This window comes from Pseudoclavibacter sp. RFBI5 (assembly GCF_002931395.1).
Taxonomy (GTDB): Bacteria; Actinomycetota; Actinomycetes; order Actinomycetales; family Microbacteriaceae; genus Pseudoclavibacter.
Genome location: NZ_PSYA01000013.1, coordinates 126,622 through 141,278 on the forward strand (window position 1 = coordinate 126,622; position 14,657 = coordinate 141,278).

Annotated in this window: 12 protein-coding genes; 6 read left to right on the top strand and 6 right to left on the bottom strand. The window is 64.3% G+C overall.

Annotation, left to right across the window (positions count from 1 at the left end; genetic code table 11):
* Nucleotides 1-1,076 precede the first annotated feature (1,076 nt).
* The 6 genes from rsmG to rpmH form a co-directional block, all read right to left on the bottom strand.
* Nucleotides 1,077-1,715 carry a 16S rRNA (guanine(527)-N(7))-methyltransferase RsmG gene (gene rsmG / locus C5E06_RS16165; protein WP_104244020.1) on the bottom strand — a complete coding sequence of 213 codons (639 nt, stop codon included), beginning with the start codon at nt 1,713-1,715 and terminating at the stop codon, nt 1,077-1,079.
* Nucleotides 1,716-1,995: 280 nt separating this feature from the next.
* Nucleotides 1,996-2,505, bottom strand: coding sequence for a R3H domain-containing nucleic acid-binding protein (locus C5E06_RS16170; protein ID WP_104244022.1), 510 nt, complete (start codon nt 2,503-2,505; stop codon nt 1,996-1,998).
* Nucleotides 2,506-2,544: 39 nt separating this feature from the next.
* Nucleotides 2,545-3,555 carry a membrane protein insertase YidC gene (gene yidC, locus C5E06_RS16175; RefSeq protein WP_104244024.1) on the bottom strand — a complete coding sequence of 337 codons (1,011 nt, stop codon included), beginning with the start codon at nt 3,553-3,555 and terminating at the stop codon, nt 2,545-2,547.
* Nucleotides 3,556-3,586: 31 nt separating this feature from the next.
* Nucleotides 3,587-3,886: a membrane protein insertion efficiency factor YidD gene (gene yidD / locus C5E06_RS16180; RefSeq protein WP_104244026.1), complete on the bottom strand. Its 300-nt coding sequence runs from the start codon at nt 3,884-3,886 to the stop codon at nt 3,587-3,589.
* Entirely contained in the window at nt 3,886-4,278 is a 393-nt protein-coding gene (rnpA, locus tag C5E06_RS16185; protein ID WP_104244028.1) for a ribonuclease P protein component, read from the bottom strand. The genes yidD and rnpA overlap by 1 nt, the downstream gene beginning before the upstream one ends.
* 4 nt (nt 4,279-4,282) lie before the next feature.
* Nucleotides 4,283-4,420 (bottom strand): 50S ribosomal protein L34, encoded by a 138-nt coding sequence (rpmH, locus tag C5E06_RS16190; RefSeq protein WP_068484134.1) that lies wholly within the window; start codon nt 4,418-4,420, stop codon nt 4,283-4,285.
* A gap of 421 nt (nt 4,421-4,841) precedes the next feature.
* Here rpmH and dnaA point away from each other — a divergent pair, with 421 nt between their 5' ends.
* The 6 genes from dnaA (at nt 4,842) to gyrA (ending at nt 14,653) form a co-directional block, all read left to right on the top strand.
* The gene (gene dnaA, locus C5E06_RS16195; RefSeq protein ID WP_258064842.1) at nt 4,842-6,308 is read left to right on the top strand and encodes a chromosomal replication initiator protein DnaA; all 1,467 of its coding nucleotides are present in this window, start codon (nt 4,842-4,844) and stop codon (nt 6,306-6,308) included.
* Between the two features lie 479 nt (nt 6,309-6,787).
* Nucleotides 6,788-7,927, top strand: coding sequence for a DNA polymerase III subunit beta (dnaN, locus tag C5E06_RS16200; RefSeq protein ID WP_104244032.1), 1,140 nt, complete (start codon nt 6,788-6,790; stop codon nt 7,925-7,927).
* Nucleotides 7,928-7,930: 3 nt separating this feature from the next.
* Nucleotides 7,931-9,112 carry a DNA replication/repair protein RecF gene (recF, locus tag C5E06_RS16205; RefSeq protein WP_104244034.1) on the top strand — a complete coding sequence of 394 codons (1,182 nt, stop codon included), beginning with the start codon at nt 7,931-7,933 and terminating at the stop codon, nt 9,110-9,112.
* Nucleotides 9,105-9,593 (top strand): DUF721 domain-containing protein, encoded by a 489-nt coding sequence (locus tag C5E06_RS16210; protein ID WP_104244036.1) that lies wholly within the window; start codon nt 9,105-9,107, stop codon nt 9,591-9,593. The genes recF and C5E06_RS16210 overlap by 8 nt, the downstream gene beginning before the upstream one ends.
* Nucleotides 9,594-9,758: 165 nt before the next feature.
* On the top strand, nt 9,759-11,981 hold the full coding sequence (gene gyrB / locus C5E06_RS16215; protein ID WP_104244038.1) for a DNA topoisomerase (ATP-hydrolyzing) subunit B: 2,223 nt from the start codon (nt 9,759-9,761) through the stop codon (nt 11,979-11,981).
* A 17-nt stretch (nt 11,982-11,998) separates the two neighbouring features.
* Nucleotides 11,999-14,653, top strand: a complete 2,655-nt coding sequence (gyrA, locus tag C5E06_RS16220; RefSeq protein ID WP_104244040.1) for a DNA gyrase subunit A — start codon at nt 11,999-12,001, stop codon at nt 14,651-14,653.
* The last annotated feature ends 4 nt before the right edge of the window (nt 14,654-14,657 follow it).

Here is a 14,657-nt window from a genome sequence, read left to right on the forward strand (position 1 = left end):
ACGCGCCGCGCCTCGATTTGCAGACGCTACCGACTCGGACGCTCTCCTCCTTCCTCTGCCCCTACCCCGTGCCCGTACCTGTATCGCCCCAACTGAACCGGAACCGCACCCCCACCGCCATTCGTCTGTCGCCCGCAGCCCGCCGTGACCAGTAGCTGGCCGCAAGCTCGTCACGTAGCCTTCCTCGCGCCAGCACGGCGATGGCGCGCGAGACTTCAGAGATCAGTGAACCGCGTCGGGGCGGTCGGGGGCGGTTCAGGGCGGTCACAGCGGCCTCAGACTTCCTGCACTCGCTCTGGACTGTCTCGGCGTGCGCCATGAAGGCTCGAGCCTTCATGTGCCCTTCCACACCTCCCCAAAGAGCAACGGGCGGAGAGCGATAGCAGAGAGCGACAGGGCTAAGGGCGACAGGCAAGAGAATTTGCCGCCCACCACCACACCACGATCGGCACTGCCGCGGTCAGCTCTCCGAGTCCGTCAATGTCCGGGGCACGCTTCCAAGGCATCTGAAACCGCCACATCCCCGTGGCGCCGCCATGAGCCACGTCGGTCAGACGGTGGTCAGGCCCGACTCATGGCTGCGCGGCGAGCGACGGTTTCGCGGCGCATAGGCCTTCTGGATAACAACGCGCCACGAAAATCCACCGTTTCACGTGAAACAGCCGCCGTTGTCGAAGAGCTTCATACGAATGGGTTGGGAGCACACAGTTCGGGAGTCGGGAGCTCGTAGGGCTCGATGGCCCGAGTTCGAGTGCCTCTGCGAGGGGCTCTTGCAACTGATCGAGGTTGGCGTCATGTGACGTGGGGACGGCGCCTGGGGTATCTATGAGCGAGAACGGTTCGCGTCTGACCGACTGACTCCGATTCCAGAGCTACGGCACGCTATTCCGTGCGGATTCAACACCGACAGACCAAGAATCCGACTTCGGGACACCTGATCGACAATGACCGGCAGATTCACGTGAGATAAATACCGCGCCCGTGTTGTTCACGAAGAAAACCAAGCTGCATCGAACTCCACCGATACAAAGATTCAGCGTTTAACTGTGACTCTGAGGACGACCGAACGAGAGCAGTCAGTCGACCGTCGCGCGAATAACTCGCGTCGTCTCGGTGTCCAGCTCTTCCCCGAGTTCTTCGACGCGAACATCGATGAGTCCGAACTTGCGAATCACCTTGCTGGCCTTCTCGATCTCCGCTTCTGCGGAGCGTCCCTTGAGGAAGACCAATTCGCCGCCTGAGCGGACGAGCGGAACCGTGATCGGGATCAGCTTGCTCAGAGCTGAAACTGCTCGGGCTGTCAGCTGGTCGAACGTGAACTCATCGTGGACCTCTTCGGCACGAGCACGACGCACCTGCACGTTCTCGAGGGCAAGCGCATCCACCTCACGCTGCAGCCAGTCGGTACGACGCTCCATCGGCTCGATCAGCACGAAGTTGACATCAGGGCGTGCGATAGCGAGCACGATACCCGGCAAGCCAGCACCAGAGCCGATGTCTCCGACGAGGCCCGGACGGAGCAGCGGCGCCATGAGCACCGAGTTCACGATATGGCGCGTCCACAACCGCGGGTACTCGAGGGGTCCAACCAGACCGAGCTGCTCCCCGTACTGGGCGAGGTCGGACGTGAACGCCCGCGCAAGGTCGATACGGTCAGCGAAGAGCTCGGCGGCGATCGCCGGCTCGACTTCGACCTCGGTCGGCTGCTCAGTCATACGGGAGATCCCTCTCGAACGTGAATGTTGACGCCAGACTGCAGTGCCTCCCGCAATCAGCTCGAACCAGTCTGACACGTGCGGCGGCGACCGCACCCGCCTGACAGTCGTCCACGGACAACAAAGCTGTGGATAACTTTGTGGAGAACGCGGGATCGAGGCGGGTCAAGAGTCAAATCGCCTGGAATAAGCCCCTGACCAGGCTTTTAACGAGGGAAGGTGTAGGACTCGCCGAGGAGCGTACTCTCGCCTGTGGAAACTCCTGTGGATAAGTCCTAGATCAGGCAGACGCGACTGGGCGGATGACGGTGTGACGCTCACGCGCCTCGCCCTCCGACTCGGACACGTAGCCACGCTCCGAGACGATGTCGTGCACGATCTTCCGCTCGTAGGACGACATCGGGGGAAGCGCAGCCGATGAGGCGCCTTCTTCGATGCGAGTCACGGCCCGGTCGACGAGACCGACGAGCTCGGTGCGGCGCGCATCGCGCGAGCCGCCGATGTCCAGAATGAGTCTCGAGAACTCTCCGGTCTCGGCTTGGACGGCCAGACGAGTCAAGTGCTGGAGAGCATCAACCGTCTCGCCATCCGCGAGCTTCGAGAGGTTCGACTCACCGTCTGAGTTCACGGAGATGTACGTGCGAGACTCGCGAACCTCGATGTCGAGGTCACCGTCGACGTCGCTGATGTCCAGCAGCTCCTCGAGGTAATCCGCCGCGATGTCACCGTCGTCACGGGGGTCCGGTGTGCTGACATCTGCGGGGATGGTCTCAGGAGTTGCTTCAGTCATGCGGGTTCCTTAAACAGTGTGGCAGCGAGAGTTGGGGAGCTACTTCTTGGCAGGTGGGCTGCTCTTGCCCGACGAGGTGCCACCGCTCGGCTTGCCGCCGGAGGCCTTCTTCTTGGCCCTGTTCTTCGACACGGGCTGCGTTCGCTGCACCGGCTGCTGGACGGGTGCCTCGATGATGACGTTGCCCTTGGCATCCTTGCGCTCAGGCTCGACCCACTTGCCCCGAGCCTTGAGCCGGTCCTCGCGAGCCTTCGCGGCTTCAGAGCCGGGCGTCGGCATGTTGCGGATGATGATGTACTGCTGCCCCATCGTCCAGAAGTTCGAGATGAGCCAGTACGTCATGACACCGAGCGGGAACATGACACCGGATACCAGGAACGTGAGCGGCAGGATGTACAGCAGCATCTGCTGCTGGCGGTACATCGGCGACTCCTTGGTCGCCTGCGACACGTTCTTCGAGGTGATCTGCTTCTGGGTGATGAACTGGGAGACCGTCATCACGACGACCATGACGCCGGCGAGGATCTGCACTCCGACGTTGCCGTCGTTGTTGAGGAACGTCGCACTCAGCGGTGCGCCCCAGATGTCTGCCTGCGAGAAGGATGTGGCGAGCTCCTGGTTGAGGAGGCCGACACCCACCGTGTTGTGCTGCGCGCCGTTGAGCACAGAGAACAGGCCGAAGAAGATCGGCATCTGCACGAGGAGCGGCCAGCAGCCAGCCATGGGGTTCGAGCCGGTGCGCTGGTAGACCGCCATGGTCTCGCGGCGCATCGCCTCCATGGAGAACTGGTCGCGTTTGCCCTTGTACTTGTCCTGGATCTTCTTGATCTCAGGAGCGACATCCATCATGGCTCGCTGGGACTTCACCTGCTTCACCATGAGGGGAATCATGGCGGAGCGGACGACGAGCACGAGGCCGAGGATCGCCAGGATCCAGGTCCAGCCGTCTGTGCCATCGAGACCGAGCGTCGTCCACAGCGAGTGGAATCCGACCAAGATGAGCTCGATGACCCATTTGATCGGCCACAGGATGGTTCCGAGGATATCCATGAGTGTGGTGACGTCTTTCTCTTAGATGCCGCTAGCTGCCCTGGACTACGAATCCGTGGGCAGTAGTGGTGGTGGTTCTGTGTTCAGGCTCTGGCACGTCGTCAATGCCTCCGGCAGCCCAGGGGTGGCAACGAACGAGTCGTCGCCCGGTGAGGAAGCCGCCCCGGAGGACGCCATGAACCTGCACGGCTCTTAAAGAGTACGCGGAGCAGCTGGGGTGATACCGGCAGACATCTCCGTAGAGCGGAGAGATCAACAGCCGGTAGCCGTTGAGCACAGCGATGACGACGTTGCGGGGAAACAGCGCGACCGCGCGGAGTGAGCCGCCCATCAGGTGCTCGAGCTCACGGTTCTCGGTGCACTCTCGTCGCCGCTGGCGGCGATACGACGCACTCCTCGTAAGGATCCGAACCGTGCACGCTCCCGCAGCTCCTCGAATCCGAGCGCAGCTGCTTCGGGGTGCACGCGGTAGACGATGTCGAAGCCCGACCCCACTTCAGGGAGAAGCTCCCTGGAGACGGCTTTGAGTCGACGACGGATGCGATTGCGCACAACCGCCACACCTACCCGCTTCGAGACAATGAAGCCGAAGCGAGTAGGTGTGTCGTTGGTGTCGCGCTCGCGCACGCTGACCGTGATTCCCCGAGCACCCACGCGAACGCCGCGTCGAACGATGGCTTGGTAGTCATCGCCCTTCGTGACGCGGTTCGCGTAGGGAAGCAAGAAGCTACGCGGAAAGCTCGGTGCGTCCCTTGCGGCGACGAGCCGAGAGGATGGCGCGACCCGCACGGGTGCGCATACGCAGGCGGAAGCCGTGGGTCTTCGCGCGGCGGCGGTTGTTTGGCTGGAAAGTACGCTTCGACATGAGAACTCCGGAAGATACGACCCGATCGGCGGACGCCGTACGGATTTTCACAAGTGCCCTACCGAAGGGCACAACTGCCTTAACCTACGTGACCTGCGCCTGGCAGTCAACTGCCGCCAGAAGCCCCGCATTATGCTCACGAGCTCGTGCCGACGAGCGGCGACATGCCGGATCCAGCGAAAGCGATTGGCGCACGCCCTGATCCGGCGTAGGCTGGACCCCTACCTCTGCGAGTTATGCACAGGCAGACGCCCGTTTGTCCACAGAAGTTGTGGATATCTCACCGGGTAGATCACAATGACTTGCGCACCAGTGCCACACGGCCGGTGCGTTGACCATGCTGCGAGTGCGCAGCCAAGAAGAAACGCCGGCCCACAGAGATGCGGAGCTGGGAAGTACAGAGGGACGGGGGAGTGCTTCGGTGACCGACCCCGTTTCGGAGACGTGGCAGACGCTGCTCTCCACACTGCGTGAAGACGACCGCGTCCCCGCTTCCCTTCTGGGGTTCCTCGGCCTCGTCGAGGCGAAGGGCGTCATGAGCGGCGCCCTGCTCCTCGAAGTCCCGAACGACATGACTCGCACGATGATCGAGACGCGCGCGCGGGTGCCGATGCTCGCCGCGATCGCTGAGCTCGACGAGTCCGAGATCAAGACCTTCGCGGTGCTCGTCAACCCGGATGCTGCGCCGCGAGCATCGGCGAGCGAGCCCCTGGACTCGCACGACTACATCGAGGTGGCACCACCACGCTCCGCTCCCGCGCCGACGAGCTCCGTCACCGTGGTCGAGTCGGAGGCGGTCGGCCTCCATTCCTCGTCGGATCAGGGAGCGCGCACACAGCCAGACCCGGAGTCGCGCCTCAACCCTCGCTACACCTTCGACAACTACATCATCGGAGGGTCGAACCGATTCGCGCATGCTGCCGCGGTCGCAGTAGCGGAAGCACCGGCTCGCTCGTACAACCCCCTCTTCGTCTACGGCGGCTCCGGGCTGGGCAAGACCCACATGCTCCACGCCATCGGCAACTACGCCGAGTCGATCTATCCGGGCATCCAGGTCAGGTACGTCTCGAGCGAAGAGTTCACGAACGACTTCATCAACTCGATCGCCAACAACAGGACGCAGTCGTTCCAGGCGCGCTACCGCGACAACGACATCCTCCTCATCGACGACATCCAGTTCCTCCAGGGCAAGGACTCGACGCAGGAGGCCTTCTTCCACACGTTCAACACCCTGCACGAGCACAACAAGCAGGTCGTGATCACGAGTGACCTCCCACCGAAGCAGCTGACGGGCTTCGAGGACCGGATGCGGTCGCGCTTCGAGTGGGGCCTCATCACCGACGTGCAGTCGCCTGACCTCGAGACGCGAATCGCCATCCTGAGGAAGAAGTCGCAGGTCGACAACCTCCTGATTCCCGACGATGCGCTCGAGTTCATCGCTGCACGGGTGTCTTCCAGCATCCGTGAACTCGAGGGCACGCTCATCAGAGTCACCGCGTATGCGAACCTCAACGGCGAGAAGGTCGATCTTGCGCTCGTCTCGACCGTCCTGAAGGATCTGGTCTCCGACCAGGACACGGGCATCGTGTCCCCGGTCGACATCATCAACCGCACTGCCGCGTACTTCCAGCTGACCGTCGATGACCTCTACGGCTCGTCCCGCTCTCAGGCGATCGCGACGAGCAGGCAGATCGCCATGTACATCTGCAGGGAGATGACGAACCTCTCGCTCCCGAAGATCGGGCAGCTGTTCGGCGGGCGAGACCACACGACCGTCATGTACGCCCACCGCAAGATCACGAAGCTCATGACCGAGCGACGAGACGTCTACAACCAGGTCACCGAGCTCACCGCGCGCATCCGCCAGAACGGCAACGGCCGCTCCTGAGCGACGCATCTGCTCCACATCACGACGCCACGTGCTCGGATGTGGAGTTTTTCTTGCCGTTTTCGCCTGTGGATAACTTGTGGACTGTGGAATCGACACGCGAGCACGGACTGTGGAAAACGCCCTCGACGCTGTGGAGTCCACGAAGTTGTGCACCCCAGTGCTCGTCAGCGTGCACAGGGCGTCCACCGCTCCACCACAACTTACATTCTTGTAGTTCCCGTGGGGCTGCTGGTGAGTTCGGAGTTATCCACAGTGTGCACAGCTGTTAATACGATGATGACAAGAAATCTATAGATATTGGGAGAGTCGATGACATCGATGGACGGTGGTCGGCTGGACGTCGGCGGGCTGGTATTTTCGCGTGCGCGACGCCTCGGGCATGCTGCTGCGTGCATCACAGGATGCACGGGCGATCGGTCACAACACACCGAATCGAGGCGGCTACCATTGGGGCATTCCAACGAGAGGAACGCCTAGTGAAGTTTGTTGTCAACCGTGACGTCTTCAGCGATGCGGTGTCGTTTGTCGTCAAGCTTCTGCCTCAGCGCCCGACCCTCCCCATCCTCAGCGGTGTCGTCGTCGAGGTCGGCGAGGCAGGCGTCACGCTCTCGTCGTTCGACTACGAGGTCTCAAGTCGCACCAGCATCGACGCTGATGTGCAGGAACCCGGTGCGGTCCTCGTACAGGGTCGTCTTCTCGCAGACATCGCGAACCGCCTCCCGCAGGCCCCCGTCGAGCTGAGCCGTGACGACTCCGGCGTTGTCATTCGCTGTGGAAGCGCTTCGTTCCACCTCCCGACGATGCCGATCGAGGAGTTCCCGAGCCTTCCCGTCGTCGAGGGTGCCAGCGGCTCCATCGCCGGCGACGTCTTCTCGGAAGCCATCTCCCAGGTCGCCGTCGCCGCTTCCCGTGAAGATGTCGCCCCCGTCATCACGGGCGTCAACCTCTCCCTGCAGGCAGACTCCATGAGCCTCGTCGCAACCGACCGCTACCGCGTCGCCGTTCGCACGATCGAATGGCAGAGCTCGCTCACGGAGACCGAGACGGCGCTCGTGCCGGCGAAGACGCTCGCCGAGGTCGGCAAGTCGCTCGGCAGCTCAGGTGAGATCACCATCACCCTCGTCAAGGACGACATCCGCGAGCTGATCGCCTTCTCTGCCGGCAACAAGACCGTCACCTCGCTGCTCATCAAGGGCAACTTCCCGGCCGTCGAGCGTCTGTTCCCTGCTGAGACGCCGCACTACGCGGTGCTCACGGTGAGCGACATCGTCGACGCGGTTCGTCGCGTGCAGCTCGTCCTCGAGCGCGAGGCGGCCTTGCGCTTCACGTTCACGACCGAGGGACTCCACCTGGAAGCGCTCGGCAGCGAGCAGGCGCAGGCGAGCGAGAACCTCGACGCGGTGCTCCAGGGGAACGACATGGTCGTCTCGCTCAAGCCGCAGTTCCTGCTCGACGGCGTCGGGGCCATCCACTCGCCGTTCGTTCGCATCGCGTTCACGAACTCCGAGAACCCCAACAAGCCCGGACCAGTGCTGCTCACGAGCCAGACCTCGCGCGATGAAGGCGAGTCGACGAACTACCGCTACCTGCTGCAGCCGAATCTGCTCATGCGGTAACCGGTGCACGTCACCCGTCTGCAGCTGCACGACTTCAGGAACTACGAGTCGGCCGACCTCTCGCTTGGACCCGGCGCTCACCTGTTCGTCGGCTCCAACGGCCAGGGAAAGACCAACCTCGTCGAGGCGATCGGATACCTGGCCACGCTCGGTTCGCACCGAGTCTCGAGCGACCAGGCGCTGGTGCGCTTCGGCCAGGAGTTCGCCGTCGTCAAGATGGAGTTGGCCCACGAGACGCGCTCGCTGCACCTCGACGTGCAGATCGCGAGCTCGGGTGCAAACAAGGCGCGGGTCGGCGGACAGAACGTCCGGTCTCGGGACCTGGCCAGGTACTTTGCCAGTGTGCTGTTCGCACCGGAGGATCTGACGCTCGTTCGCGGCGAGCCCGGGGCGCGGCGTCGGTTCCTGGACTCCCTGCTCGTGACCCACTCGCCCAGACTTGGCGGTGTCATCGCCGACTACGAGCGTGTGCTTCGGCAGCGGAACTCCCTGCTCCGCTCCATGCGCGGGCCGCGATCGTCCGACGCGATGATCGCGACGCTCGACGTGTGGGATGAGCGAATGCTCGAGCTCGGCTCGCAGATCATCGCGGAGCGGCTGCTGCTCTGCGACCGGCTCCTGCCTCACCTCGCCGGTTCGTATCAGCGTCTTGTCGGCGCCGACCACCGTCCGACGCTCTCCATGCGGGTGTCGGCATTCGGGCACGCAGCCTCCGTGATGGGCGACGCGGATGGCGAGGGGGCCGAGGTCGAGGGTGGCGAGGTCACGACGTCTGAGATCCGCGAGCGGTTCACAGCACAGCTCGCTGCCATGCGTCCGCGGGAGCTCGAGCGCGGAGTGAGCCTCGTGGGCCCGCACCGCGACGACGCCGTCTTCTGGTTGAACGGCCTGCCGGCCCGCGTCACGGCGAGCCACGGGGAGTCCTGGTCGTTCGCCCTCGCGCTCAAGCTCGCCGCTGCCGAGCTGGTGCGGAGCGAGTCGCGGGCTGGGGATCCCGTCCTGATCCTCGACGACGTCTTCGCCGAGCTCGATGCTTCGCGCCGATCGCGCCTTGCAGAGGCGATCGGCGACTTCGAGCAGGTCCTGATCACCGCGGCGGTCCTCGAAGATGTGCCAGCGGGGCTGCGGTCGCAGGTCATCCGCATCAGCGCCGGAACGATACAGACGGGCCAAGCCGATGAGTGAGGGCGCGGAAGTCTACGCGCGCTTCAAGGAGGTCTTCGGCGGGAAGACGACCTCCTTGCGCAGGCGACTGGCCGCCAAGGCGAAGGACGAGCAGGGCACCGACCTGTCCGAGCCTTTCGGCTTCGGCCGGGACCCCGTCGCTGCTGGTTCCGCTCTCGCGGCGCTCACCAGGCAGTTCGGCTGGAACGGCCCCATCAAGCAGGCGGAGCTGATGGATGCGTGGCCCGAGATCGTCGGCAAGGAGACGGCCGCGCATTCGACGCCCCTGCACATCGAGGACGGCGTGCTGCTCGTCCAGTGCGACTCGACAGCCTGGGCGACGCAGCTCCGCGGCATGCAGACGCTGCTGCTCACGAACCTCATCGAGAGGTACGCCGAGGCGAAGGTCGAGCGCATCCGCTTTCTGAACCCGGGTGCCCCCTCGTGGAAACGCGGTCCCAGATCGGTTCCAGGGCGTGGCCCACGCGATACCTACGGTTGACGAGGCATTTACGGTCCTGGCCATTGTTTTCGTCGCTTGACGCGCCTTCTTCGGGCTTCGGGCCGGGTTCCTTGGTAGACTGAACAGTCGCTGGATCCGCGTCGTGCGAGTTTGCTCGCAACGCGGATCTTGCATGTCGCCACACAGCAAGGAGACGCCCGAGTTATGGCATCAGAAACTTCCGACCCCGAGAACACGACTGAGACGCCAGAAGATGCGGGGAAGTCGGCCGGTCCAGGAACGTCGGAAGGCCAGACTGCGGCGGAAGGGCTGAGCGAGGCGCCCGCTGAAGTGGCTGAGACCCGCTCGCAGAACGATCGCGTCGAGAACGACTACGGCGCCGGGCAGATCCAGGTGCTCGAGGGTCTCGAGGCCGTGCGCAAACGCCCGGGCATGTACATCGGGTCGACAGGCCCCGAGGGCCTGCACCACCTGGTGTACGAAATTGTGGATAACTCTGTGGATGAATCGCTCGCGGGGTACTGCGACGACATCCAGGTCGCGCTCCAGGAAGACGGCGCCGTGCGCGTGAGCGACAACGGACGAGGCATCCCCGTCGAGCTGCACCCGATCGAGGGAATCTCCACTCTCGAGGTGGTCCTCACCAAGCTCCACGCCGGCGGCAAGTTCGGTGGCGGTGGCTACGCCGTCTCCGGTGGTCTCCACGGTGTCGGCTCTTCGGTGGTCAACGCGCTCTCCTACCGCCTCATCGCTCAGGTCAAGCGCGACGGCTTCGAATGGGAGATGGACTTCGAGAACGGCGTCCCGACGGGCGACATCCGCAAGGGTGAGCCGACGGAAGACACCGGGACCACCATCACGTTCTACGCGAACTCCGAGATCTTCGAGACCGTCGAGTACGACTTCGAAGTGCTGCGCGCCCGCTTCCAGCAGATGGCGTTCCTGAACAAGGGCCTCCGCATCTCGCTGGCCGACGACCGTGACCAGTCCACCCTCCAGGGTGATGGGCTCGCCGCTCAGATCACGGAGCTGCAGGACGAGTCCGCCGCCGATATCGACGAGGCGGAGCGCACCGAGACGGGTGAGCCGAAGGGCGTCACCGAGTCGATCGAGATCCCACAGAAGCGCTCGCAGACGTACCTGTTCGAGCGCGGTCTCGTCGACTACGTGCAGCACCTCGTCAGCCGCCGGAAGAAGCAGCCGGTCCACGAGGAGATCATCGAGGTCAACGCCGAGGACACCGAGCGCAAGATCTCGCTCGAGCTCGCCATGCAGTGGATCGACTCCTACTCGGAATCCATCCACTCGTTCGCGAACACGATCAACACCAAGGAGGGCGGCACGCACCTCGAGGGGTTCCGTGCAGCGCTGACCACGGTCGTGAACCGCTACGCGAGGGAGAAGAACCTCGTCAAGGAGAAGGACGAGAACTTCTCAGGCGAAGACGTCCGCGAGGGCCTCGCTGCAGTCATCTCCATCAAGCTCGGCGAGCCCCAGTTCGAGGGCCAGACGAAGACGAAGCTCGGCAACACGGAGGCCAAGTCCTACGTGCAGCGGATCGTCGGACAGGCCCTCCAGGACTGGTTCGACCGCAACCCCTCACAGGCGAGGGACATCATCCGCAAGGCCGGTCAGGCATCCGCCGCCCGCCTCGCCGCCCGCCGCGCGCGCGAGCAGACCAGGCGCAAGGGGCTCCTCGAGACCGGCGGCATGCCTGGCAAGCTCAAGGACTGTCAGTCGAAGGACCCGACTCGCTCTGAGGTCTTCATCGTCGAGGGTGACTCGGCAGGCGGCTCCGCGGTCCAGGGCCGTGATCCCGAGACGCAGGCGATCCTCCCGCTCCGTGGAAAGATCCTGAATGTCGAGAAGGCCCGCCTCGACCGTGCGCTGCAGAACAACGAAGTGCAGTCCATGATCACGGCCTTCGGAGCCGGCCTCGGCGACGACTTCGACCCTGACAAGGTCAGGTACCACAAGATCATCCTCATGGCAGACGCCGACGTCGACGGTCAGCACATCACGACCCTGCTGCTCACCCTGCTGTTCCGCTACATGCGTCCGCTCGTCGAGCTCGGGTACGTCTTCCTCGCCCAGCCGCCGCTGTACCGCATCAAGTGGTCGAATGCCGCGCACGACTTCGCGTACTCCGACCGTGAGCGCGACGCGATGCTCGCAGACGGCAAGGCAGCTGGCCGACGCATCCCCAAGGACAACGCCATCCAGCGCTACAAGGGGCTCGGCGAGATGAGCTACCAGGAACTCTGGGAGACGACCATGGACCCCGCGGTGCGCACGCTCCTGCAGGTCAAGGTGACCGACGCTGAGGCGGCTGACGCCGTGTTCAGCACGCTCATGGGCGAGGACGTCGAATCTCGCCGGACCTTCATTCAGCAGAACGCGCACGACGTGCGCTTCCTCGATATCTAAGGCACACAGGCACCTCTATGGCTGAAGAACGCGTCACAACCACCAACGCCGACGGCGGCGACCGCATCGGACAGGTCGACCTGCAGCTCGAGATGCAGCGCTCGTACCTCGACTACGCGATGAGCGTCATCGTCGGACGAGCACTGCCCGAGGTCCGGGATGGGCTCAAGCCCGTGCACCGTCGCGTCATCTACGCGATGTACGACGGCGGGTACCGCCCGGACAAGGCGTTCTCGAAGTGCGCCCGCGTCGTCGGCGACGTCATGGGGCAGTTCCACCCGCACGGTGACTCGGCGATCTACGACGCGCTGGTCCGCCTCGTGCAGCCGTGGTCCCTTCGCTACCCGCTTGCGCTCGGCCAGGGGAACTTCGGCTCCGCGGGCAACGACGGCGCCGCCGCCCCCCGCTACACCGAGACGAAGATGGCGCCGCTTGCGCTCGAGATGGTCAGGGACATCGACGAGGACACCGTCGACTTCCAGGACAACTACGACGGCCGCACGCGTGAGCCTGCCGTGCTGCCCGCTCGCTTCCCGAACCTCCTTGTCAACGGCTCCGTCGGCATCGCCGTCGGAATGGCCACGAACATCCCGCCGCACAACCTCCGTGAGGTCGCAGCAGGCGCGCTCTGGCACCTCGAACACCCGGACGCCTCTCGTGAGGAGCTCATGGATGCGCTCATGGAGCGCGTCCACGGTCCAGACTTCCCGACCGGTGCGCAGATCCTCGGCACCAAGGGCATCCAGGAGGCGTACCGCACCGGTCGCGGCTCCATCACGATGCGCGCGGTCGTCGCGATCGAGGAGATCCACGGACGCACGTGCCTGGTCATCACCGAGCTGCCGTACCAGGTCAACCCGGACAACCTCGCGCTCAAGGTCGCCGAGCTGGTCAAGGACCAGCGCCTCTCCGGCATCGCCGACATCCGCGACGAGTCCTCCGGCCGCACGGGACAGCGCCTCGTCATCGTGCTCAAGCGCGACGCCGTCGCCAAGGTCGTGCTGAACAACCTCTACAAGCACACGCAGCTGCAGGAGAACTTCGGCGCGAACATGCTCGCGATCGTCGACGGGGTTCCGCGCACGCTCGCCATCGACGGCTTCATCACCGCCTGGGTGCAGCACCAGGTGGAAGTCATCGTGCGTCGCACGAAGTTCCGCCTCAAGAAGGCCGAGGACGAGGTTCACATCCTCCGCGGCTACCTCAAGGCCCTCGACATGCTCGACGAGGTCATCGCGCTCATCCGCCGGTCTCCGACCGTCGAAGAGGCGCGTACCGGCCTCATGGAGCTGCTCGATGTGGACGAGCTGCAGGCAAGCGCCATCCTGAACCTCCAGCTCCGCCGCCTCGCGGCGCTCGAGCGCCAGAAGATCATGGAAGACGCGGCCCGCCTCGAGGCCATGATCGCCGAGTACAAGGCGATCCTCGCCGACCCAGTGCGCCAGCGCACCATCATCGGCGAAGAGCTGCAGGAGGTCGTCGACAAGTTCGGCGACGATCGTCGCACCGAGATCCTCCGTGGCTCCGGCGGCGACATGACCGACGAGGACCTGATCCCCGAGGAGGAGATGGTCGTCACCGTGACCCGTGGCGGCTACATCAAGCGCACGCGCAGCGACAACTACCGCTCGCAGCACCGCGGCGGCAAGGGCATCAAGGGCGCGCAGCTCCGCGCGGATGACGTCGTCGAGCAGTTCTTCGTGACGACGACGCACCACTGGCTGCTCTTCTTCACCAACCTGGGCCGCGTGTACCGGGCGAAGGCGTACGAGCTCATGGAGGCGGGACGGGACGCGAAGGGGCAGCACATCGCGAACCTCCTGCCGCTCCAGCCCGATGAGAAGGTCGCGCAGATCCTCGACATCAGCGACTACCGCCAGGCGCAGTATCTTGTCCTCGCCACACGCGAGGGGCTCGTCAAGAAGACGGCGCTCACCGAGTACGACACGAACCGTCAGGCTGGCATCATCGCGGTCAACCTTCGCGAAGGGGACGAGCTGGTCTCCGCCATGCTCGCCGACGAGTCGGACCACGTGTTCTGCGTCTCGCACCTCGGAATGTCGCTTCGCTTCGAGGCGAACGACGAGGCGCTTCGGCCCATGGGCCGGTCGACCTCCGGCGTCAAGGGAATGTCGTTCCGCGACGGCGACTACCTGCTGACGGCCGCGGTCACCTCGAGCGACGATGCCTACGTGTTCATCGTCACGGAGGGCGGCTACGCGAAGCGAACCTCGGTGTCGCAGTACCGCATCCAGAAGCGCGGCGGACTCGGCATCAAGGTCGCGAAGCTGAACGAGGAGCGCGGCGGCCTCGCCGGCGCGCTGCTCGTCCACGACAACGAAGAGGTCCTGGTCATCCTCGGCTCCGGCAAGGTCGTTCGCTCCAACGTCGCCGAGGTCTCGGTGACGGGACGCGACTCCATGGGCGTGACGTTCGCGAGGCTCGACAGCAGCGACTACGTGATCGCGATCGCGCAGAACGCCGACCGCGAACTCGAGAAGGAAGACGAGGAAGGTGAGGACGGTGAGACGGACGTCACCGCCGCCGACTCCGCCCTCGAGGAAGCGTCTGCAGGATCAGCTGACGGCGAGACTGCCCCAGCCGAGAGTGCCCAGAGTGAGACTGTGGCAGACTCTGTCACGTCGTTCGAGCAGGACGAGACCGAAGACTGAGGTA

Bases quoted from the DNA above. Each gene is read 5' to 3' on its own strand.
- rsmG (WP_104244020.1), bottom strand. From the start codon at position 1,715: ATGACTGAGCAGCCGACCGAGGTCGAAGTCGAGCCGGCGATCGCCGCC.
- C5E06_RS16170 (WP_104244022.1), bottom strand. From the start codon at position 2,505: ATGACTGAAGCAACTCCTGAGACCATCCCCGCAGATGTCAGCACACCG.
- yidC (WP_104244024.1), bottom strand. From the start codon at position 3,555: ATGGATATCCTCGGAACCATCCTGTGGCCGATCAAATGGGTCATCGAG.
- yidD (WP_104244026.1), bottom strand. From the start codon at position 3,886: ATGGGCGGCTCACTCCGCGCGGTCGCGCTGTTTCCCCGCAACGTCGTC.
- rpmH (WP_068484134.1), bottom strand. From the start codon at position 4,420: ATGTCGAAGCGTACTTTCCAGCCAAACAACCGCCGCCGCGCGAAGACC.
- C5E06_RS16210 (WP_104244036.1), top strand. From the start codon at position 9,105: ATGAGTGAGGGCGCGGAAGTCTACGCGCGCTTCAAGGAGGTCTTCGGC.
- gyrB (WP_104244038.1), top strand. From the start codon at position 9,759: ATGGCATCAGAAACTTCCGACCCCGAGAACACGACTGAGACGCCAGAA.
- gyrA (WP_104244040.1), top strand. From the start codon at position 11,999: ATGGCTGAAGAACGCGTCACAACCACCAACGCCGACGGCGGCGACCGC.